General features: G+C 69.5%; 18 protein-coding genes and 1 pseudogene. 6 read left to right on the plus strand and 13 right to left on the minus strand.

What is annotated here, in order from left to right; genetic code table 11:
• Positions 1-13: 13 nt before the first annotated feature.
• The 4 genes and pseudogenes from H566_RS25470 to H566_RS30585 form a co-directional block, all read right to left on the minus strand.
• Positions 14-871 (minus strand): metallophosphoesterase family protein, encoded by an 858-nt coding sequence (locus tag H566_RS25470; RefSeq protein ID WP_051378817.1) that lies wholly within the window; start codon positions 869-871, stop codon positions 14-16.
• The gene (locus tag H566_RS25475; RefSeq protein WP_084545141.1) at positions 868-1,950 is read right to left on the minus strand and encodes a diacylglycerol/lipid kinase family protein; all 1,083 of its coding nucleotides are present in this window, start codon (positions 1,948-1,950) and stop codon (positions 868-870) included. The genes H566_RS25470 and H566_RS25475 overlap by 4 nt, the downstream gene beginning before the upstream one ends.
• Positions 1,943-2,560, minus strand: coding sequence for a hypothetical protein (locus H566_RS30125; RefSeq protein WP_028312092.1), 618 nt, complete (start codon positions 2,558-2,560; stop codon positions 1,943-1,945). The genes H566_RS25475 and H566_RS30125 overlap by 8 nt, the downstream gene beginning before the upstream one ends.
• A gap of 301 nt (positions 2,561-2,861) precedes the next feature.
• A pseudogene (locus H566_RS30585) lies at positions 2,862-4,046 on the minus strand (acyltransferase family protein); the annotation flags it as partial.
• On the opposite strand from H566_RS30585, the gene H566_RS0115115 reads away from it, so the two are divergent.
• Positions 4,045-5,787: a hypothetical protein gene (locus tag H566_RS0115115; RefSeq protein WP_156924450.1), complete on the plus strand. Its 1,743-nt coding sequence runs from the start codon at positions 4,045-4,047 to the stop codon at positions 5,785-5,787. The pseudogene H566_RS30585 and the gene H566_RS0115115 overlap by 2 nt on opposite strands.
• A 111-nt stretch (positions 5,788-5,898) precedes the next feature.
• Entirely contained in the window at positions 5,899-7,767 is a 1,869-nt protein-coding gene (locus H566_RS25480) for a monovalent cation:proton antiporter-2 (CPA2) family protein (protein WP_084545142.1), read from the plus strand.
• Positions 7,768-7,797: 30 nt separating this feature from the next.
• On the opposite strand, the gene H566_RS0115125 is transcribed toward H566_RS25480, so the two are convergent.
• Entirely contained in the window at positions 7,798-8,724 is a 927-nt protein-coding gene (locus tag H566_RS0115125) for a nucleoside recognition domain-containing protein (RefSeq protein ID WP_245591373.1), read from the minus strand.
• An 88-nt stretch (positions 8,725-8,812) separates the two neighbouring features.
• Entirely contained in the window at positions 8,813-9,715 is a 903-nt protein-coding gene (gene nhaR, locus H566_RS0115130; protein WP_028312095.1) for a transcriptional activator NhaR, read from the minus strand.
• 152 nt (positions 9,716-9,867) lie between these two features.
• On the opposite strand from nhaR, the gene H566_RS0115135 reads away from it, so the two are divergent.
• Positions 9,868-10,563: a Bax inhibitor-1/YccA family protein gene (locus tag H566_RS0115135; RefSeq protein ID WP_028312096.1), complete on the plus strand. Its 696-nt coding sequence runs from the start codon at positions 9,868-9,870 to the stop codon at positions 10,561-10,563.
• Positions 10,564-10,595: 32 nt separating this feature from the next.
• Positions 10,596-11,630, plus strand: a complete 1,035-nt coding sequence (locus H566_RS25485; RefSeq protein WP_051378818.1) for a TerC family protein — start codon at positions 10,596-10,598, stop codon at positions 11,628-11,630.
• A 304-nt stretch (positions 11,631-11,934) separates the two neighbouring features.
• Here the strand turns inward: H566_RS25485 and H566_RS29710 are convergent, their stop codons facing one another.
• The 3 genes from H566_RS29710 to H566_RS0115160 form a co-directional block, all read right to left on the minus strand.
• A complete protein-coding gene (locus H566_RS29710) occupies positions 11,935-12,453 on the minus strand; it encodes an RcnB family protein (protein WP_211238098.1) in 519 nt (172 codons plus the stop codon).
• 66 nt (positions 12,454-12,519) lie between these two features.
• Positions 12,520-13,284: an NAD-dependent protein deacetylase gene (locus H566_RS0115155; protein WP_245591381.1), complete on the minus strand. Its 765-nt coding sequence runs from the start codon at positions 13,282-13,284 to the stop codon at positions 12,520-12,522.
• 206 nt (positions 13,285-13,490) lie between these two features.
• Positions 13,491-14,063 (minus strand): hypothetical protein, encoded by a 573-nt coding sequence (locus tag H566_RS0115160; protein WP_156924451.1) that lies wholly within the window; start codon positions 14,061-14,063, stop codon positions 13,491-13,493.
• A 186-nt stretch (positions 14,064-14,249) separates the two neighbouring features.
• Between H566_RS0115160 and H566_RS25495 the strand changes: the two genes are divergently transcribed.
• Entirely contained in the window at positions 14,250-15,422 is a 1,173-nt protein-coding gene (locus H566_RS25495) for a cation diffusion facilitator family transporter (RefSeq protein WP_051378819.1), read from the plus strand.
• A 77-nt stretch (positions 15,423-15,499) separates the two neighbouring features.
• Here H566_RS25495 and H566_RS29120 read toward each other — a convergent pair whose 3' ends face one another.
• The 4 genes from H566_RS29120 to atzD form a co-directional block, all read right to left on the minus strand.
• Complete coding sequence (locus H566_RS29120; RefSeq protein WP_156924452.1) at positions 15,500-16,342, minus strand: hypothetical protein; 843 nt, start codon at positions 16,340-16,342, stop codon at positions 15,500-15,502.
• Positions 16,281-16,751: a phospholipase D-like domain-containing protein gene (locus H566_RS28480; protein WP_084545145.1), complete on the minus strand. Its 471-nt coding sequence runs from the start codon at positions 16,749-16,751 to the stop codon at positions 16,281-16,283. Before H566_RS28480 ends, H566_RS29120 begins: the two co-directional genes overlap by 62 nt.
• Positions 16,752-16,837: 86 nt before the next feature.
• Complete coding sequence (locus H566_RS27600; protein ID WP_051378820.1) at positions 16,838-17,395, minus strand: hypothetical protein; 558 nt, start codon at positions 17,393-17,395, stop codon at positions 16,838-16,840.
• 133 nt (positions 17,396-17,528) lie between these two features.
• The gene (atzD, locus tag H566_RS0115175; protein ID WP_028312100.1) at positions 17,529-18,620 is read right to left on the minus strand and encodes a cyanuric acid amidohydrolase; all 1,092 of its coding nucleotides are present in this window, start codon (positions 18,618-18,620) and stop codon (positions 17,529-17,531) included.
• 95 nt (positions 18,621-18,715) lie between these two features.
• Between atzD and H566_RS0115180 the strand changes: the two genes are divergently transcribed.
• A complete protein-coding gene (locus H566_RS0115180) occupies positions 18,716-19,300 on the plus strand; it encodes a rhomboid family intramembrane serine protease (protein ID WP_034411880.1) in 585 nt (194 codons plus the stop codon).
• Positions 19,301-19,331: the final 31 nt, after the last annotated feature.

Here is a 19,331-nt window from a genome sequence, read left to right on the forward strand (position 1 = left end):
CACGCCGACGCGCTCAGTCGCGCGTCAGTGCCAGCGCCGACGCATGCGCCTCGACCGGCGCGCTGTCGATCGCAAGTACATGGCGCTCGACGCGCCGGAAGCCGCCGGCCGCGTCGTCATGGTCGTGGCGCTCGGCGATGCACAGTCCGGCCGGCGCGTCCGCGCCGCCCCAGCGGAGCAGCCAGACCGAATTGGGCACGCCTTCGCGCACCCTGCGCGACACCGCCGTGCCTGCCTGGACCACCCACATCCGCCGTCCGGCGGTCTGGTGCGCCTCCTCGTGCGGCCGCAGATAGGGCAGATGGATATGGCCGCCGAGCAGCAGATCGGCGCCGGCGCGCGCCCAGGCCCGCGCCGCCGCGCGATGGCCGTGCAGCAGGTTGGCCTCGTCGCTGGCGCGGATGGCGAGCAGTGGCTGATGCGTCACCACCAGGCGCAGCTGGCCGGGTCGGGCCGCCGCTAGCCGCGCCGCCACGCGCTCGATCTGCGCGGCCGACACCTCGCCGTCCTTGTGCCGCGCGGCGCGCGTGGTGTTGACGCCGATGACGAGCAGCCGGGCATCGTCATGCACCGGCTCCAGGTCGGCACCAAAGGCCGCCGCGTAGCGCGAATACGGCGCGCGCCAGCGCGTCCACAGGTCGAGCAGCGGCAGGTCGTGGTTGCCCGGCAGCAGCACGCGCGCCGCGATGCCCAGGCCGTCGATGAAGGCGCGCGCCGCCGCGAACTGGCCGTGCCGCGCGCGTTGCGTGATGTCGCCGGCCAGCACCAGCAGATCGGGGCGCGTGGCCTGCGCGAGCGCGGTGAGCGCCGCCGCCACCGCGGGACGCTCGGTGCCGAAATGCGGATCGGAGATCAGCAGCACACGGCTCAAGCCGTCGCCTCCGAGTCGAGCGTCGCGTCGCGCACGCCGGCCAGGTGCGGCGGCACCACTAGGTGCAGCACCGCCGGCGCCACGCCAAAGAGGAGCGGCGGATGCAGCTTCACGATCTCGCCGTCAAGCGCGAGCTTCACGCCGCGCCGCGCCCGGCGCCGGCCCGCGTGCACGGTCATGCGCCGGAACGCGAAGCGCGTGACATCGTCGGATTCAGCCAGCCGACCGAGCGCGCCGTCGAGCAGCACCCGCATCAGCCCCGGCGGGCCGAGCGGCGGCAGCGCGAAGGCGGCCAGCTCGCCATCGACCACGGCCTCGGCTTCCGGCAGGCCGAGCCGGGCCAGTTGCAGCGGGTTGTTGCCGACGATGAGCGTCGAGGCCCGCAGCGTGAGTGCCGGTCGCGCCAGCGCTTCGCTCTCGATGCCGAGCGCATACGGCCGGTGCTCGCGCCAGAGCGACACCAGCGCCGCGAAGGCCGCCACCAGCCGGCTGCGGCCGAGCCGCTGCTTCCACATCTCGCGTTCCTCCAGCAGGCGCGGATAGAGCCCGATGCTCGCATTGACGAGGAATACGCGGCCATTCACGCAGCCGGCCTGCACCCGCCGCAGCGCCGGCCGTTCCTGCGCCAGCGTGTCGATGCCCTCGGCCAGATCGACCGGCACGCCCTGGCTGCGCGCGAAGTAGTTGAAGGTGCCGCGCGGCAGCACGCCGAAGGCCACGCCCTGGCCGAGCACCTGCTGGGCGACGGCGTTGATCGTTCCGTCGCCGCCGGCCGCGACGACCACGCCGCCGCTCGCGCGCGCGCGTCGCACCGCCTCGGCGGCGAGACCGGGCAGGCTGGCGCCGGCCTCGGCCAGCAGCAGCTGATGGCGTCGGCCCTCGCCCGGCGGACCGAGCCGCGCCGCGAGTGCCTCGGCGAGCGCGGCGCTGTCCTGCCGGCCCGAGCCGGCGTTGGCCACGATGAAGAGGGGCGGCGCGGTGGCCAGCGGCGGTGCGTCGGCGGGGCCGCCGGGGCGCGACAGGGGCGGCGATGTGCCAAGGGCGCCGTCGGCGCGGGACGGAATGGTCAGGTCAGGCATGCGACCCCGTCGATTGTCCCGGCGCGCGCACCGCGTCGAAGTCGGCCCACTCGCCGTTGCGCCAGTCGCCCTGGGCCTGCTCCACGTCGCGCGCGCCCACGGTACGCAGCAGGTCGGCCACCTGCTGGCGCGCGGCGCCGTCTTCCACATGGGCGGCGAGCAGCACGCCCGGCTCGCGCACGGCCGGGTCCTGTTCGGCGCCCGAGGGCTTTTCCGACGACGGGTGCCGGGGCTGCGTCGGCTGTGTCGGCTCGCGGGTGCGCAGCAGCGCCCCGCCAAGCGCGCCCGACAGCCCGCCGATGAGCGCCGCCACGATCACCAGGAGCGCGCCCGGAATCGTCGAGAGCGTCTCGCCGCTGGCAATGCCGACGCCCACGGCGGCGCCGATCGCCGCGCCCACCGCCACGCCCGCGATCGAGCCGCGTGGCGTGCGGTGCGAGGCCGCGTCCGACATGTGATCGCCGCCGATGGGCGTCCGCGCATGGCGGCCCGGCGGGTTGACGTAGTAGAGGCAGACATCCTCGTGCTTTAGGCCGCGACTCAGCAGCACGCCTTCGGCGCGCTGGGCGGCGGGATAGTCCGTGAAGCGACCGGCAATGATCGAGGCCATGAACTTCTCCTTCTCCTCGGGGCGGGATGGCGCCGCGCCGTCGGCCCGCAGGCGCGCCGGCAGGGCGTCTGGGCCGACGATGACGCCCGACCCTCGCGCATCGCCAACCGCGAAGCAATTCGAGGCAGTTCTTACAGGGTGACGCCGCGCCCGGCGCCGGCCCGGCGCCGGCCCGGCGCGCCGCGATCGCGTTGAAGTAGTCGCGCCCCGGCCGCTCGATGCGCGCCTGGGTCAGCCGCGCCAGCGCGATCAGCGCCGCGCCGTAGCCGGCCAGCACCGGCCAGAGTAGCCAGCTCCGCGCCGCACCCGCATGCGCGAGCACGAATTCCGCCGCCACCGCCAGCGGCGCATGCACGAGATACACCGAGTAGGACAACCGCCCGAGCGTCTGCGCCCAGGCCGCGCGCAGCCCGCGCGCGACCGGCCCGGCATCGGTCGCGAGCGCGACGACCAGCAGCGCGCACAACGGCACGAAGGCCAGGCTCGCAAGTGCCGCCGGCCAGCCCGTGGCCGAGCCTGCAAGCGCTTGCAATCCGAGCGCCAGCAGCGCCAGCGGCAGCTGCATCCGCGCGAGCCGGGCATCGCGGCGCGCATCCGGCCGGCGCGTCGCCAGCCAGGCCAGCCCGCCGAGGAAGAAGCCGGCCACGCAGCGCAGGAAGCCAAGGTCGCGGAAGGCGTTGAGGCACTGGCCGCCGGCCACGCAGCCCTCGCCGACGCGCAGTGTCACGAAGGCGCTCGCGGCCGTCAGCGCGATCAGCGCCGCCACCGGCGCCAGCCGGCGGCGCGGCACGCGCTCGCACACCAGCCCGAACAGCAGATAGACGTAGAACTCGGTGCCGATGCTCCAGCTCGGCCAGTCGATCACGCGCGCGTCGGTCAGCGACAGGAAGTGCGTGAGCGTGAGGTTGGCGAGCACGTCGCCGGCATCGGGCAGGTAGAAGCCCGGACGCGGCGCGCCGGGCGGTTCCAGCCCCGCGCCCGCGAGCGCCAGGCGCGCCGCATCCGCCATCGACAGCGCGAGGAAGGTCAGCGCGGTCGCGAACAGGTAGAGCGGCAGCAGCCGGCCCGCGCGCCTCAGCACGAAGGGCCCGAGCGCAGCCGGCCGGTCGAGCCGCTCGGCATAGGTGCGGAACAGGATGTAGCCGCTCAGCACGAAGAAGAGATCGACCATCAGATAGCCGGCCGCGAGCGGGCCGGAGCGCAGCAGATGCAGGTGGTAGAAGGCGACCAGCAAGGCCGCCACGCCGCGCAGTCCTTCGAGTGCGTGGATCAAGGCAGGGCTCCTTCGATGACAACTGCAAGCCACCCTAGGCAGTGGTGCCGGACGCGGTGTTGCAGGAGATTTCATCACCATGCGGACGGGCGCGGCGCCTTGCCTGCCGGGGTTTCCGGCGCATGTCGGATGGACTCTTGTAACCGCGCGCCATGTGCCGGAAACGGCTCCTAGACTGCCTCGCGTCGAGTGGCTGCGAGGAGACCGGGCCATGGGAATGACTGCGTGGTTTCATCCGGCCGCCGTCGCGCTGGCCGTGCTCGGGCTGGTGTCCTGCGGCGGTGGCGGCGGTGCCGCGCCCGACGCGGGCGGCGGCGTTGCAAGCGCTTTCACGGCAGCGGCCGATCGCGCCGCCGCGGCCGTCGCACCACCCTCGGTGCCGCCGCGCTACTACGTGCCCTTCCAGCTGAGCGACCCGGTGACCGGCGTGCGCAAGGCCGGCCTGTTCGACCCGCGCGATGGCAGCGTCATGCCGCTTGACCTCGACCTGAGCAACGACACGCCTTCGGCCTTCGACGCTGTCGTGCCGATGCCCGGCGGCGAGCGCGAAATGGCCGGCGCGACCCGGATCTTCATTGGCCAGTCGGCGCGCGACGGCCATCCGGCGGGCATCTATCGCATCCGGCTCGGCTTTGCCGAATCGCGCACGCCCGAGTTCCTGTTCGCGTCGTGCTGGCCCGGCGGCGCGAGCGCCGTCGTCACCACCAACGACGGCCACGGCGGCCTGCTCAACCACCGCTCGCCCGGCTCCTGCTTCGACCCGCTCACCACCTACGTGGACGACAGCCGCGTCCAGCAGCTGAGCGGCGTCATCGCCCGGCCGGTGCCGCTGTGGACCTCGGGCGACGCGGGCATCGACAAGGTCCATCTCTACCCCTACGACCAGACCGATACCGCGCCGGCGCTCATCACCGACGCCGACGGCGGCAACCGCATGCCGATCGCCAACATGCACGCGATCCCGCCTGGCGGCGGCATCTATCTCGAAGACCTCATCGGCCCGACCGACCCGCAGCGCCGCGTGCTCTACACCAGCGACAGCCGAAACCTGTACGCGACCACCTGGGACGACAACGGCGCCTACGAGACCACGCTTTCCACGCCCACCTCCGGCCGGGGCGCCTATCAGTCCAGCTCGCGCATGGTGGCCGACGCCGGCAGCGTCTGGCAGCTCGACGAACGCGCGCTGCTGCGCATGCGCGGCATCGATCCGCCGCTCGTGCACGCGCGGCTGCCGGCCGAGGTGCTGACCTGGGGTGTCTCCGGGGCTTGGGTCACGAGCAATCACGTGCTCGGCCTCGCGCTGGTGAACGAGGGCGACGGCCCCGCCGTGCCCGCGCTGTTCTCGGTCGGCAAGCGCTACGGCACGGTGCACCGGCTCGACACGCCAGGCGCGCCAATCGTGCCGGGCGGCGTGATCGGCGTGCGCGATGACCGCATCGTGGTCTGGTTCCGTGCGCGCTCCGATCTGCGCGCCGACCTCTCGGTCGTGGTGATGGAGGCCGACGGAGAATTTGCCCGCACCGTCGGCGAGAACGCCGAACCGCTCGGCGTGGTGACGCGGCCAGTGTGGCGGCCGGGTGACCCGCGCCGCGGCGGCGACAGCTTCGACCTCGCCCGGCCGCCCGGCGCCTTCCTGCCGCAGGCTGTGTCGGTGTTGTACTGCGTGCCGAATCCGGGCGGCAAGACCTGCGCCGTGGCCGGCGGCACGATCTGGGAGCACTGCCTCGACTGGCCGTGGAACTTCAGCCAGCGCCTCGGCCGCATCCCGCCCACGCCCGGCCTCGAATCCGATCTGTACGAGGTGCGGCTGCTGCACGGCCTGAGCAACGGCCGCTACCTGATCGGCGTGACCGGACCGGGCGGCAGCGTCGATCCGCTCAGCGGTGCCTACGCGATGTTCACGGCGCGCGCCTACACGGCCGGCTCGCTGCGGCAGATCAGCCTGCCGTGACGGGCAGGCGGGCGGGCTGGTTGACGGGTACGGCGCCAGCGCGGCGTCCGCGCGCGGGCATCCGTCGCCTGCGCGACGCCGCTGTCAGCGCATGGCCTTACCCTTGCGGCCATGTCCGCCGCCGCCCCCCCCTATCTCGTCCAGTCCGGAGTCTTCCTCGCCGCCGCCGTCGTGGCCGTGCCGCTGTTCAAGCGGCTCGGCTTCGGCGCCGTGCTCGGCTACCTGATCGCCGGCGTGTTTCTCGGTCCGTCGGGCTTCGCGCTTGTGCACGACCCCGAACGGGTACTCGACTTCGCCGAGTTCGGCGTGGTGCTGCTGCTGTTCCTCATCGGGCTCGAGCTGGAGCCGGCGCGGGCCTGGGCGATGCGCCGGCCGATCTTCGGGCTCGGCGGGTTGCAGGTGCTCGGCACGACGGCGCTCGCGCTCGGCGGCGCGATGCTGCTGGGCGTCGAGTGGCGCGAGGCGCTGATCATCGGCATGGGCGTGGCGATGTCGTCCACCGCGCTCGGACTGGCCTCGCTGGAGGAGCGCGGGCTCATGAGCACGCCGGGCGGCAATGCCTCCTTCGCGGTGCTGCTGTTCCAGGATCTGGCGGTGATTCCGGTGCTGCTGATCGCGGCGCTGGTGGCGCCGGGGCATCACGCCAAGCTGTCGGCGAGCGCGGTGCTGCCGGCGCTCGCGGCCATCGTCGCCATCGTCGCGATCGGCCGCACGCTGCTGCGGCCGGTGATGCGCGCGGTGGCGAAGACGGGGCTGCGCGAGCTGTTCGTGGCGCTGGCGCTGCTGATCGTGATCGGCGTGTCGCTGGCGATGCAGAAGGTCGGGCTGTCGATGGCGCTCGGCACCTTCCTCGCGGGGGTGCTGCTGGCCGACAGCGAGTACCGCCACGAACTGCAACTCGACATCGAACCATTCAAGGGCCTGCTGCTCGGGCTGTTCTTCATGGCCGTGGGCATGACGGTGGATCTGCGGCTGGTGGCGGCCAATCCGGGCACGGTGTTCGGGCTGGCGCTGCTCATCGTCGCGGCCAAGTTCGCGCTGCTCTACGGCCTGGCGCGCGCCACCGGCCAGGCGCCGCGCGACGCCGGGCTGTTTGCCGTGGCGCTGTCGCAGGTGGGCGAGTTCGCCTTCGTCATCTACGGCCTGGGTGAGGCGCAGAAGAACTTCTCGGCGCGCACCGCCGACACGCTCAACGCGGTGGTGGCCGTCACGATGCTGGTCACGCCGCTGCTGTTCGTGGCGACCGACCGCTTCCTGCGCCGCCGGCTGGCGCCGGGCAAGAACGAGGCGATCGACGAGCGCAAGCCGGTCATCGTCGCGGGCTTCGGGCGCTTCGGGCAGGTGCTGGTGCGGGTGCTGACGGCGCGCGGCATCGAGACGACCGTGATCGACCGCGACCCCGACCAGATCGAGCTGATGCGCGAATTCGGCTGGCGCTGCTACTACGGCGACGCGACGCGGCTCGACGTGCTGCGCCAGGCCGGCATCGACGAGGCGCGGCTGTTCGTGCTGGCGATCGACGAGCCGGCGCAGTCGATCAAGGTGGCGAAGCTGCTGCGCGAGCGCTGGCCGGCGCTGCCGATCGTGGCCCGCGCGCGCAGCCGGACCGAGGCCTATGCCTTCCGCGAGCTGGGCATCGTGTCCATCCGCGAGACCTTCCATTCGAGCCTGGAGGCGGCGGCCGAATCGCTCATGCACCTCGGCATGCCGCGCCACACGGCGCAGCAGGTGGTGCGCGAATTCGAGCGCTACGACCGCAAGATGCTGGAGCACAGCTTTGCCGTGCGCCACGACCGCAAGGCGCTGATGAGCCTCGCCGAGCAGGGCCGGCGCGATCTCGAGGAGCTGCTGTCGAACGAGAAGCTGCTGCGCGAGGTCGGCACGCTTGATGGGGTGACGGATGTGAGCGTGCGGGGGAGGGACGGTGTCGCGCGCAACGACACGCCGCGCGGCGACGCCGAGCCGCCTCGCGCGGCCTGAGCGGGCGCACCGGGAGGCTGTCTTCCGCCTTCAGGCGATCAGCGCATGCCCCGCCGTGCGCAGCGCGATCCCCACCGCCGCCCCCAGCGCCGCCGTGCGCCACACTGCCGACACCCGCCTGCCGGCCGACACCAGCACCGCGATGCCCGGCAGGTCGAAGGCGTGGATGAGCCATCCCGCGCTCGCGTTCACCACCTGAGCGCCCACCTGCCCGTTGCGATGCAGCTCGTCCATCACGCCGAGCATCGCGGTGCCGCCCGCGAGGTACTTGGTGAGCGTGGGCAGCACGATGACGGCGTCGATGCCGGCTCGTCCAAGCAGCGGCGCGAGCGCGGCGGTGAGCGCGTCGATCGCACCCGCGCTGCGCAGCAGAGCCACCATCACGAGCGAGAGCACGAGCATCGGAATGGCGCCGGTGGCGATGCGGAAGGCTTCGGCGCCGGCGCGGTTGATGGTGTCGAGCAGGCCCTTGGCGTCGTCGGCGACCGGATGCTTCAGCGTCTCGTCGAGCCGCGCCTCCTCGGCCGACAGCCGGCGTCCGAAGCCATGCCAGGTCACGGTCGCCGCCAGCAGCCCGCCCGCGAGCGACCACGCCAGCGTCGCGCCGAGATGCAGCCCGAGCGCCATCAGCGGAAAGCTCGCATTGGCCTGGGCCATCGCCAGCACCATCGCGAGCGTGGCGGCGAGATGCCGGTCGGACGCGCCGCGCTGCTCCATGAGCGTGAGCGTGGCGACCGGCGCCGCGAAGCTCACGAAGCTGATCTGGAGCGCGGCGAACACGCCGAGGCCGGTCAGCCCCACGGGCCGCAGCAGCGGCGCGAGCAGCGCGACGACGCGATCGAGCACGCCGCGCGCTTCGAGCACGCGCATGAGGCTCAGCATCACGACCATGAGCGGCAGCATCACGAACAGCGCGAATTCGACGCCCGCGCGGCCGGCCCGGAGGAGGGTGGTCATCAGTTCCATGCGCCAATTATTCCAAGCCGCGCGCCGCGCCCGGCCGCCCGGGGCCGAGGCGATCGCAAGCCATTGCACGCCGCCGCGCTCATTCGAGCGCCGCGCCTGCCCCCGCCCGGATGCGCTCGACCGCCGGATGCGTGATGCGTCGCTCGGCCGCGATCGCGTAGAACTGCTCGCGCACCGTGTCGCTGTCGCCCACGCGCTCCAGCCCGTGCTGCGCGGCGAGATCGGCGGCGACGATGGCCGCCGCCGGCATCAGCCCGAGCCCGCCGCGCGCGAAGGTCGCGAGCAGGGCGCTGTCCTCGAACTCGCCCGCGACGCGCGGCCGCAGGCCCTGACTCTCGAACCACTGGTCGAGCCTCGGCCGCAGCACGCTGTGCCGCGTCGGCAGCAGCACCGGCGCGCCATCGAGGCTGCGCGGAAAGCCCTCGCGGTACTTCGCCGCCAGCGCCGGCGTGCCGAACCACGCGATGCCCGACTCGCCGAGCGCATGGTTGTAAAGCTTGAGCGCCGCGTTCGCGGCCACCGGCCGGTCGGCCAGCACCACATCGAACTTGTGCAGCGCCAGATCGGCCAGCAGGTGCTCGAACTCGCCCTCGTGGCAGCTCAGCCGCACCGCCAGCCCGGCATCGAGCGCCGGTTGCAGCAGCCGGAAGGCGACGAGCTTGGGCAGCGAATCGGCAATGCCCACCGTCAGCCTCAGCCCGCCCGCCGCGCCCGCGTGCGCGAGCGCGAGCGCCTCCTCCATCTGCGCGCCGATCTGGAAGATGCGGTCGGCATGGTCGAGCGCGATGCGCCCCGCCTCGGTCAGCACCAGGCCGCGCCCTTCCTGCGTGAACAGCGCCTGGCCGAGGTCGGCCTCCAGCTGGCGCAGCTGGGCGCTGACGGTCTGCACCGCGAGATCGAGCCGCGCTGCCGCCTTCGAGATGCCGCCTTCCTTGGCGACGACCCAGAAGTAGTGCAGGTGGCGGTAATTGAAACCGGCCATTTCGAGATTTCCTGAGCTGTAACGCTTACAGCTTCGCAAAAACCTACATGAAAGTCAGTAGAAAGATGATTTTTCTGCTCGGGCTTTCAACCGAGACTCGCCGCTCCCCGCCGGTTTTCGTCCGGCACCGTCGTCCTCACGAGGAGCCAGTCATGGACACCCGCAACAGCAACGTCACCACCCTTGAAGCCCGCCCCTGGTACGGCGGCGAGGCGGTCACGCCCGAACGCGCCAACAAGACGCTGCGCCAGACCTATGCGCTGCTCGGCGCCAATCTCGCGTGGAGCGCAGCCATCGCCGGCACGGTCACGGCCATGGGCATTCCCGGCCCGGGCCTGATCCTCACGCTCATCGGCTTCTATGGCCTGCTGTTCGCGATCATGAAGTTCCGCAACAGCGGCGCCGGCGTGGGCCTGACCTTTGCGCTGACCGGCTTCATGGGCTGGACGCTCGGGCCGCTGCTGTCGCACACGCTCAAGATGCCCGGCGGCGCGGAAGTGATCGCGATGTCGCTCGGCGCGACGGCCATCATCTTCTTCGGCATGTCGGCCGTCGGCCTGACCACCAAGCGCGACCTGTCGTCGATGGGAAAGATGCTTTTCGCCGGCATGATTGTCGCGGTGCTCGCGAGCCTGGGCGCGATCTTCTTCAACATCCCCGCGCTGGCGCTCACCGTGTCGGCCGTGGTGGTGCTGCTGATGGCCGGGATGATCGTGTTCGAGACGAACAACATCGTGCGCGGTGGCGAGACCAACTACGTGATGGCGACTGTCAGCCTGTTCGTGTCGATCTTCAACCTGTTCAGCAGCCTGCTGCATCTGCTGGGCTTCGCGAACAGCAACGACTGATCCGCTTCGGCCACTGACCAGGAAAACAACTGATGGAAGCCTTTCTCGCAGCCAGCGTCATGGGCCATCCGGCCTGGCAATGGCTGATCTTCGCGGCCGTGGTGCTAGTGCTTCTGGTGCTCGACCTCGGCCTCTTCAACCGCAAGGACCATGTCATCGGCGTGCGCGAGAGCCTGAAGATGTCGGCGTTCTACGTCTTCATCTCGCTCGCCTTCGGTGGCTGGGTCTGGTGGCAGATGGGCAGCACCGCCGCCGTCGAGTACACGACCGGCTATCTGATCGAGAAGTCGCTGTCGATGGACAACGTCTTCGTGATCGCGATGCTGTTCAGCTACTTTGCGATCCCGCGCGAATACCAGCACCGCGTGCTGTTCTGGGGCGTGCTGGGCGCGATCGTCATGCGCGGCGTGATGATCGGCGCGGGCGCGGCGCTCATCGAGCGCTTCGGCTGGATCATGTGGTTCTTCGGCGCCTTCCTGCTGTTCACGGGCGTGAAGATGTGGTTCGGCGCCGAGCACGAGCCGGACATGGCGAACAACAAGCTCATCGGCTGGCTGCGCCGTCATCTGCGCGTGACGCCAAAGCTGCATGGCCATGACTTCTTTGCCCGTCTGCCCAAGGAGCCGGGCGGCAAGCCGGTGCTGTGGGTGACGCCGCTGTTCCTGGCGGTGGTGGTGATCGAGTTCGTCGACCTCGTGTTCGCGGTGGACAGCGTGCCGGCCATCTTCGCGATCACGCTCGATCCCTTCCTCGTGTACACGAGCAACATCTTCGCGATCCTGGGCCTGCGCTCGCTGTACTTTGCGCTCGCGGCGATGATCCACCGCTTCGACTATCTCAAGTACGCGCTGGCGCTTGTGCTGGTGTTCGTGGGCGGCAAGATCCTCGCGGCCGAGTTCATCGGCCACATCCCGGCGCTGCTGTCGCTCGGCATCACGCTGGCGATCCTGGCGGGCGGCGTGATCGTGTCGCTGGTCAAGACGCGTGATCAGGCTGGCGGTGAAGGCGCGGCCGAGCCGGCCGACGCTCGTCTTGGCGAGGGCGCGGCGCGGCCCACGCCGAACTGAAGGGACCCGGCTGCCGGCCGGTCAAGCCGGCGGTCTGGTGCCTTCCTGTAGGACAGCGCGCGCCCCATGTCGGCGCGCCGCCGTGAATGACGGCGGATGCTGCCGACAGCGCAAGCGGCCCGGGACCGACCCCGGGCCGCTTGTCGTTTGACGACCATGCTCCTGACGCCCGATCCGGGCGTCGTCCAATAAGGAGCATTTCATGATCGCCTTTCACGATCCGTTCTGGCCCGCCACGGCGGTGTTCGACTGGTGGGTGCGCTGCTACGTGGAAAGCGCGATCCGCATGGGCCTGTGAAACGGGTCAGTGGTTGAGCAGGATGTCGACGATGACGCCGGTGGCCACGGCAATCAGCAGCCACTCGCCGTCGATGTAGGCCCAGCGGTGGCCAGGCGGCGGCCGGCGCAGGCCGCGCGCGCGCCAGTCGTCGACATAGACGACGCGGACGTCGCGCGGCATGCGCTCACCCCGGCCCCAGCGGCCGTGCGGGCCGTCATGCCAGTAGTCGGGCGGCGCGGCATGGCGCTCGGGGCCGCGTCCGGGCGGTGGACCGCCGTGCCCGCCGTGCCCGCCGCGGTCGCCTCCGCCGGGGCCGCGATCACCGCCGCCACCGTGGCCGCGATCGCCGCCATGGCCATGATCAGCCAGGGCGGGGAGGGTGAATGAGAGCAGGGCGCCGGCCAGCAGGCGGCGGCGGAAATTCGGGCGTTCCATGTGCTTGTCCGGAGATTCGACCGGCCGAGTGTCGCAAGCCGACATTGCTTCGATGCGCCGAATCGCAAGCGAAATGACAGGCGGTTTTCCGCTTGCAACGGCTTGCAAACCGTGTCGGCATCGGTGCAACAGCACGACGCTCGCGCGGCCTCGTGCCGCGCCGCCGAGCGCCCGTCACTCGGCGGCGAGGCCCGCCAGCGCCTCGCCGCAGGGCAGCGCGAACTTGTCGGTCAGCAGCACGTCGGCGCGCGTGACGCCGAGGTTGACCATCAGCACCGGCTTGCCGGCCCTGGCCGCGTCGCGCGCGAAGCGGAAGCCCGAGAACACCATCAGCGACGAACCCGCCACCAGCAGCCCGTCGGACTCGTCGAGCGCGGCATAACTACGCTCGACGCGCTCGCGCGGCACGTTCTCGCCGTAGAACACGACATCGGGCTTGAGCACGCCGCCACAGCGCTCGCAGGCGGGCACGACAAAGCGCGAGAAGTCGTGACCGTCGAGGTCGGCGTCGCCGTCAGGCGCGATGCCCGCACTCAGGCCGAGCCATTGCGGATTGCCGGCGACGAGCCGGGCCTGGAGCGCGGCGCGTGGCGTGCGGTCGCGGCAGTCCATGCAGACGACGCCGTCGATGCGACCGTGCAGGTCGACGACGGCGCGGCTGCCGGCGGCGGCGTGCAGGCCGTCCACGTTCTGCGTGACGAGCAGGTTCACGCGGCCGGCCTGCTCCAGCCGCGCGAGCGCGCGGTGGGCGGCGTTGGGCTCGGCGCGGCGCATCAGCGTCCAGCCGATCGCGCTGCGCGCCCAGTAGCGCGCGCGCACCAGCGGATCGCGCATGAAGTCGCGGAAATCGACCGGCGGCTTGCGCTTCCAGGCGCCGGCGGCGTCGCGGTAGTCGGGGATGCCGGAATCGGTGCTGACGCCAGCGCCCGTGAGCACCATCCAGCGTCGGCTGCGCGCGAAGGCGTCGCGCAGGCGCGCGAGTTCGAGCGCGGGATCGGCCGGCGCGAGTGGCGCGGCGACGGGCAGGCCGAGCGTGGCGGCGTCGATGGCGGGCGAGCGGGCGGGAGCGGCGCCGGTCGGGGCGGCGGCGGGTGGATCGGAGGTAAGCGGGTCGCGCATGGGGCTGGGGATCGAAGGCGTGGAGGTCAGCGCTTCGCGCCGGCGCTGCCGGCGTCGGGCGGCGTGCCGTGGCTGGCGCCGTCCTGCCTGATGCCGGCGCCGTCGTGGCGGGTCGTGCCGGGGCCAGGCGCGTCATGCCGCACGGTCGGCCGTTCGCGGCCGCGATGGCGGTCTCGCGGATCGACCACCACCGCCATCGGCGGCTGGGCCTCGGGCCGCGTCAGCAGTGCGTCGAGCTCGCGCTGGCGCTCCAACTCGGTGACGAGGCGGTCGCGGCCCGCGCTGCGCTGGTTGGCCGTGGACAGCAGCTGCTCGCCCGCGCGATGGCTGCTGGCGCCCGGCAGGGTCGAGACGATGTCGGCGCCGCGCTCGGGTTCGGGCGCGACGACGGCGGGCGCGGGCGCTGGCTTGCGCGCCTGCGTGGTGGCGGTCGCGCGCCGGGGCGGGTCATCGGTTGCGCGGGCGAGCGGTGGCGCGGCGAGCAGCCCGGCCAACGTGGCCGTGAGCAGCCCGGCCAACGTCGTCGCCAGCAGCAGCGCGCCGCGCGCCGTCGTGCCGCCGCGCCTGCCGGTCGCTGCCGGTTCCATCCGTCCGTCCATGCCTGCCTCCGCTCGTCTGTCTTCGTCCGCGTCGCGCCGGACCGTCCGCCGCGCCGCGCGCGCCGTCCGCCTGCCCGTGTTGACGATAGCGCGCCACCGCGCGGCATGAGACCGCGAACAGCGGCCTTCGTGCCGCGCCCGCCCGCTACCATTTCGGCCTCCCCAGCCAGCCCCAAGCGGTCAGCCATGCATGCCGAACTGCCCACCCACGCCCATCTGCCCGACGACGACCATGTGCGCCGCGTCGCCCAGCGCAGCACCCTCGTCAGCGTCGCCGTCAACGTGGTGCTCGCGACAGTGCAGGTGTTGATCGGCGTGCTCGCGCATTCGGCCGCGCTGGTGTCGGACGGCGTGCATTCGCTGTCCGACCTCGCGTCCGACTTCGTCGTGCTGCTCGCCAATCACCACAGCCGCCGCGAAGCCGACGAGGACCATCCCTATGGCCACCTGCGCTTCGAGAACGCTGCCTCGCTCGCGCTCGCGCTGCTGCTCGCCGCCGTGGGCGCCGGCATGCTCTGGGCTGGTGTGCACCGCCTGTTCGGCCCGCCGCCTGACCCGGCCCATGTGCCCGGCGGCGCGGCGGTGGCCGTGGCCGTCGTGGCGCTCGTCGCCAAGGAAGGGCTGTTCCGCTACATGCTCGCCGCCGCCCGCGGCGTGAAGTCGTCAATGCTCGAAGCCAACGCCTGGCATGCGCGTTCGGACGCCGCCTCCTCGCTCGTGGTGGCGCTGGGCGTGGCCGGCTCGATGGCCGGCTGGGGCTTTCTCGACCCGCTCGCCGCCGCGATCGTCGGCCTGATGATCTGCAAGATGGCCTGGGAATTCGGCTTCGGCGCCATCGCCGACCTGACCGACCGCGCCGCCTCGGCCGAGGAGGTCGCCGCCATCCGCGAGACGCTCCAGGCCACGCCCGGCGCCCGCGATCTGCACCGCCTGCGCACCCGCAAGATGGGCGACCGCGTGATCGTCGATGCCCACCTGCTCGTGGACCCGCTCATCAGCGTGAGCGAAGGCCATTACATCGCCGAAAGCGCGCGCCACCGGCTGCTCAAGGCGCATGGCGTGGTGGACGCCACCATCCACATCGACCCCGAAGACGACGTCATCGACGGGGCCGTCGTGAAACTGCCCGGCCGCGAAACGCTATTGGCCGAATTGCGCGACTGCCTCGGCGACCTGCCCGTCGATCTGGAAAAGACGCAATTGCATTATCTGGAGGGGAAGATCTGGGCGGATGTCTTCCTCAAGGGAATGGATGAAGGGAATGCGGAGGTGATTGCGGGGAAGGTGGAAATGGCGAAGGGGAGGGTGCTGGAGTCGGCGAATTTTGTGGCGATTAAGGTGTTGCAGGTGCGGGCGTAATCGCCACGTAAATGTTCTGGAAATGGTTGGGGAAATGCCCGGCAGCAAAACTGATGCCGGGTAAGAGCTTGATTCGCCTATTGGTCTTGATGTAGCTTTTTATTTAGTGCATTTGTCATTACCTCTCGAATTATCTTGGGGGATGCTTTTTCGGTCGCACTTAAAAATGCATGTTGTGTGACATTTTTTCTGTGGCGAGAGTTTGATAGCGCCAGCATTTCGTCGAAAAGATCCTCTATCCGTTCTTTGTTACTTATGTCATATGGCAAGTCAAAAAACTCATACTTGCTAAGTATGCGACCCAGTTTTAAGTCGTTGGCCAACAATTTTTCGCATTTTGCTTTAAATGAGTGGAAAGGGGGTGTTTCTGGCTGCTCAATCACGTTCAGGTCGCTTAGCGCCCTGAGATCATGCTCAATTGAGGACTCTATTTCGATGTGCTGCTCGTATAAGGCAGTTTCGAGTTCTTTCTTAAAATTCTGTGCGTCGCTGCTTTCATTTAATGACCGCGCAATGTTTTTTGGAATCCAGTGCCCAAGATGGGTTTCTATTCCGTAATTCTTAACCATGTTTGATATTTTGTCCGTGCATTCTGATGAATATTCAAACCTAAAATAACGCCGACTAATTGTTGCCGAGTCAATATCGAAGCCCATTTCCTTGAGTTCATTATTTCCAATCGTCTTTTTGCCTTGTTCATTAAGCTGATATCTAATTGCCAGATATTGTCCTAAACTGTCGGACCATTTGTGCGCAAACAACCCCTCATGAATGAGGGCAAGTTTGAATGCGTATTCATTGGCGCTGCGAAATTCGCCAATTTCCCTCACGTCAACGGTTCTTAAATTCTTAAGTTCATCAAGGAATTCTGCTACCGCGCCTGCGTCTTGCGTGTCGAGTAGGCTTTTCAATGTTTCCATTCTTGTTTTCTGTAAGCCCCGTGTGGGTCAGGTTTGCGGAGCCAATAGCAAGGCTGCCGCGATAAACTCCCCCATTCTTATCGTCGGACTTGATTGCATACCCTTTGCTATGAAAAAGCGTGGAGGTATCAACGGCAAGAATCTCGACATCGACGTTTCTTATGCATGATCGGATTCTGTTAAACTGCTTTTGCTCAATTGTTTGGGCTGATTTTCTATCGATAAAGAGAAATACCTTCTTGAGCTTTGCAAGCTTTTCCATCTTTCTCATTAGTGAAATGGCAGACTCTGTCGAAAAATAACATGATGTCAAATAAAGAGTGTGAAAGTATCTTTTGTCCACCCCCTTCATCAGCATGTGAATCAGTTTTTCTTCTTTGGTTTGCTTTGTGTTGAAGCTGGTATTCATCGGGGCTGTCTTTGAGAGTGGGGTGATTAGAAGGTATTGGGGAAATGCGCTGCTGGTGGTGTTCGATCTTTAATGTCTGAATCTTTTCAAACCTCCCTCCCATACCTCCGCAAATACGCCCGCCAATACATCTTCCCCTCGGGCGTAATGAACCCCCACCACTGGCTTTTCTTCCCCATCACGAACAGCGACCACGCCTCGCCGCCTTTCGGCACCACGAGCCGGTGCGCGGTCGCGGCGCTGCGCCTCACCATCGCGCCCGGCCCGCGCCAGAACACGCCGAGCCGCGCCGCCTCGGTCGCATGCGCGAGGCCGGCGGCGGTGTCGAGCGTTCCCAGCAGTTCGATGAGTCGAGCGGCCTCGGGCCGCAGCACGCCCGGCCGCGCCTCGGCGGCGCTGGTCACTTCCCAGTAGCCGCCGCGCAGTACCCAGCTCAGGTTCCACCACGGGTGGTCGTGCAGCGCGCGGTCGTGGTCGGAGCGCAGGACGTGGTGGATGCGCGCACCGAAGGGCGGCCAGGCCTTCTTGCGGTCGCAGCGCAGCAGCCAGCCGCGCTCCATGTAGTTGCCGATGTTGGGATAGGGCGAGCGGCGCGACCGGCGAATCAGCCAGTCGATGACAACGGCGGGCAGCGGGAGGCGCATGACACGGCGGGGAGTGGGCGGCGCGCCGATTCTGCCAGCCACCCGGGCGCGGCCATCGGCGGGAATGCGCCGGCCCTGCATGCGCTTGCAACGCGGCGGCCCGCGCGCCGCCGCCGTGGCCGTCGCCCCGCGCTCAGCCGAGCTTGGCGATGACCGCCACCGGCCCGCCGCCCGGCGGCCCCTGATGCTCGGCCCCGCCCGACACGTACAGCGTCGTCACGCCCACCACCGAGGCGATGACGGCGCCCGCCGCCGCGCGCGCATGGCGGGTGGCGTCGAGGTCGGCGTCGGACAGCATTGTGTGGCGCACGCCGCGCACATGGCCGGTCGGGTCGGCCTCGCACTTGGCGAGCACGTTGATGACCCGTTTCGGCGCATCGGCCTCGGGCACGCCCAGGTCGGCGAGGGCGCCGCGCACCGCGTCGGCGTCGATGAGGTCGCGCATCGCGCGGTGCGAGATGCCGTAGTCGCTGGCCGAGGCGGCGCTCATGCCGAACACGATCACGCTCACATGCTTCTGCTCGTTGCCGGCCGAGCAGGACGCGACCGACGAGTACATGGTGCGGGCGGCGAGCACGTCGCGCTCGCGCACGGCTTCGTCGGGCAGCTCGCCGAGGGCGATGGCCACGCCCAGCGCCGAGGCGCCGCGCGACCAGGCCATCGATTCGCGGGTCTCGAGCGTGACGGGCTTCTCGCCGAGGCTGCGCGCCGATTCGATGTCGGCCACGCGCAGCAGCGGGCACTTCACCTGCACGAAATGCACGTCGGCGGGGTTGTCGATGCCGGCGTCGGCGATGGCGGCGCGCACCGCCTCGGCCGTGGCCTGGATCTGCGCCATGCGGCCGACCTCGTGCGGTTGCAGCTCGCGCGTGCTGCCGATGCCGACCGCGAGCCGCTTGCCCTCCGGCGCGGCCTTGCTGGTCCAGCGCCGCGCGAACACCGTCATGTGCGGGCTGAGCACGCCTTCGGTGCCTCCCGACATGACGATGGCGATGCGGCGCGAGATGTCGGTGCGCGAGGCGTGCATCGCGTCGGCCAGCAGCGCCGACACGGTCTCGACCGCGTATTCGCGCGTGAAGTCGTTGACCAGCCCGGTACCTTCGGTCTTGCCCAGGATCGCTACGATCTCGTCCGCGCGTACCGTGCCACGTGCGAGCAGCTCGGCCAGCCCCGTCACGTCTCCGGGGCCGCGCATCGGGATGCGGAAGACGTCAACGCTCTGCATGTCGCCTCCGCTTCACGGTGCCCGCCCCGCTCGCCGCGATTGCCCTGCCTGCCGGCACTTCGGCCGGTCCACTTCTTCCTGACGCGATCCCTCGCATGCCTGTCGTTCCTTCGCTCATCGCCATCAATGTCCTGCTGTTCTTTCTACAAGGCTCGCGTGGCGACTTGATGCTGTTTGCGTTGTGGCCGATCGAAGCAGGATTCCTGCCGTGGCAGCTCGTCACCAGCGCATTCCTGCACGGAAGCCTCACGCACCTGGCCTTCAACATGTTCGGCCTGTGGACCTTCGGCCGCGAGCTGGAGTCGCTGCTGGGGGCGCTGCGCTTCCTCACGCTGTATTTCGCGAGCGTGGTGACGGCGGCCGTCGTGCAGCTGGTGTTCGTGGCGATCGCCGGCTCGCATTCGTACACGCTGGGCGCGTCGGGCGGCGTGTTCGGGCTGTTGCTGGCATGGGCGGCCTTCTTTCCCGAATCGGAGATCGTGCCGATCTTTCCGCCCATCCCCATCCGCGCGCGGGTGTTCGCGGCGATCTACGCGGTGATCGAGCTGGTGCTGGGTGTGACCGGCACGGCCCAGGGCGTTGCCCATTTCGCGCACCTCGGCGGGATGCTGGGTGCGTGGCTGCTGATCCGGCGCTGGGAATGGCGTGCGCGCGAGGCGCGGCGCAGGCGGCTGGGGTGAGGCGGGAGAAGGCCGGCGTTTCCGGGCCGGC

The sequence above is a fragment of the Derxia gummosa DSM 723 genome (genome assembly GCF_000482785.1).
GTDB classification, from domain to species: Bacteria; Pseudomonadota; Gammaproteobacteria; order Burkholderiales; family Burkholderiaceae_E; genus Derxia; species Derxia gummosa.

Coding starts and splice junctions, on each gene's coding strand:
- H566_RS25475 (WP_084545141.1), bottom strand. CDS start 1,950: ATGCCTGACCTGACCATTCCGTCCCGCGCCGACGGCGCCCTTGGCACA.
- H566_RS30125 (WP_028312092.1), bottom strand. CDS start 2,560: ATGGCCTCGATCATTGCCGGTCGCTTCACGGACTATCCCGCCGCCCAG.
- H566_RS0115115 (WP_156924450.1), top strand. CDS start 4,045: ATGGGAATGACTGCGTGGTTTCATCCGGCCGCCGTCGCGCTGGCCGTG.
- H566_RS25480 (WP_084545142.1), top strand. CDS start 5,899: ATGTCCGCCGCCGCCCCCCCCTATCTCGTCCAGTCCGGAGTCTTCCTC.
- H566_RS0115125 (WP_245591373.1), bottom strand. CDS start 8,724: ATGACCACCCTCCTCCGGGCCGGCCGCGCGGGCGTCGAATTCGCGCTG.
- nhaR (WP_028312095.1), bottom strand. CDS start 9,715: ATGGCCGGTTTCAATTACCGCCACCTGCACTACTTCTGGGTCGTCGCC.
- H566_RS0115135 (WP_028312096.1), top strand. CDS start 9,868: ATGGACACCCGCAACAGCAACGTCACCACCCTTGAAGCCCGCCCCTGG.
- H566_RS25485 (WP_051378818.1), top strand. CDS start 10,596: ATGGAAGCCTTTCTCGCAGCCAGCGTCATGGGCCATCCGGCCTGGCAA.
- H566_RS0115155 (WP_245591381.1), bottom strand. CDS start 13,284: ATGGTGCTCACGGGCGCTGGCGTCAGCACCGATTCCGGCATCCCCGAC.
- H566_RS0115160 (WP_156924451.1), bottom strand. CDS start 14,063: ATGGACGGACGGATGGAACCGGCAGCGACCGGCAGGCGCGGCGGCACG.
- H566_RS25495 (WP_051378819.1), top strand. CDS start 14,250: ATGCATGCCGAACTGCCCACCCACGCCCATCTGCCCGACGACGACCAT.
- H566_RS29120 (WP_156924452.1), bottom strand. CDS start 16,342: ATGGAAACATTGAAAAGCCTACTCGACACGCAAGACGCAGGCGCGGTA.
- H566_RS28480 (WP_084545145.1), bottom strand. CDS start 16,751: ATGAATACCAGCTTCAACACAAAGCAAACCAAAGAAGAAAAACTGATT.
- H566_RS27600 (WP_051378820.1), bottom strand. CDS start 17,395: ATGCGCCTCCCGCTGCCCGCCGTTGTCATCGACTGGCTGATTCGCCGG.
- atzD (WP_028312100.1), bottom strand. CDS start 18,620: ATGCAGAGCGTTGACGTCTTCCGCATCCCGATGCGCGGCCCCGGAGAC.
- H566_RS0115180 (WP_034411880.1), top strand. CDS start 18,716: ATGCCTGTCGTTCCTTCGCTCATCGCCATCAATGTCCTGCTGTTCTTT.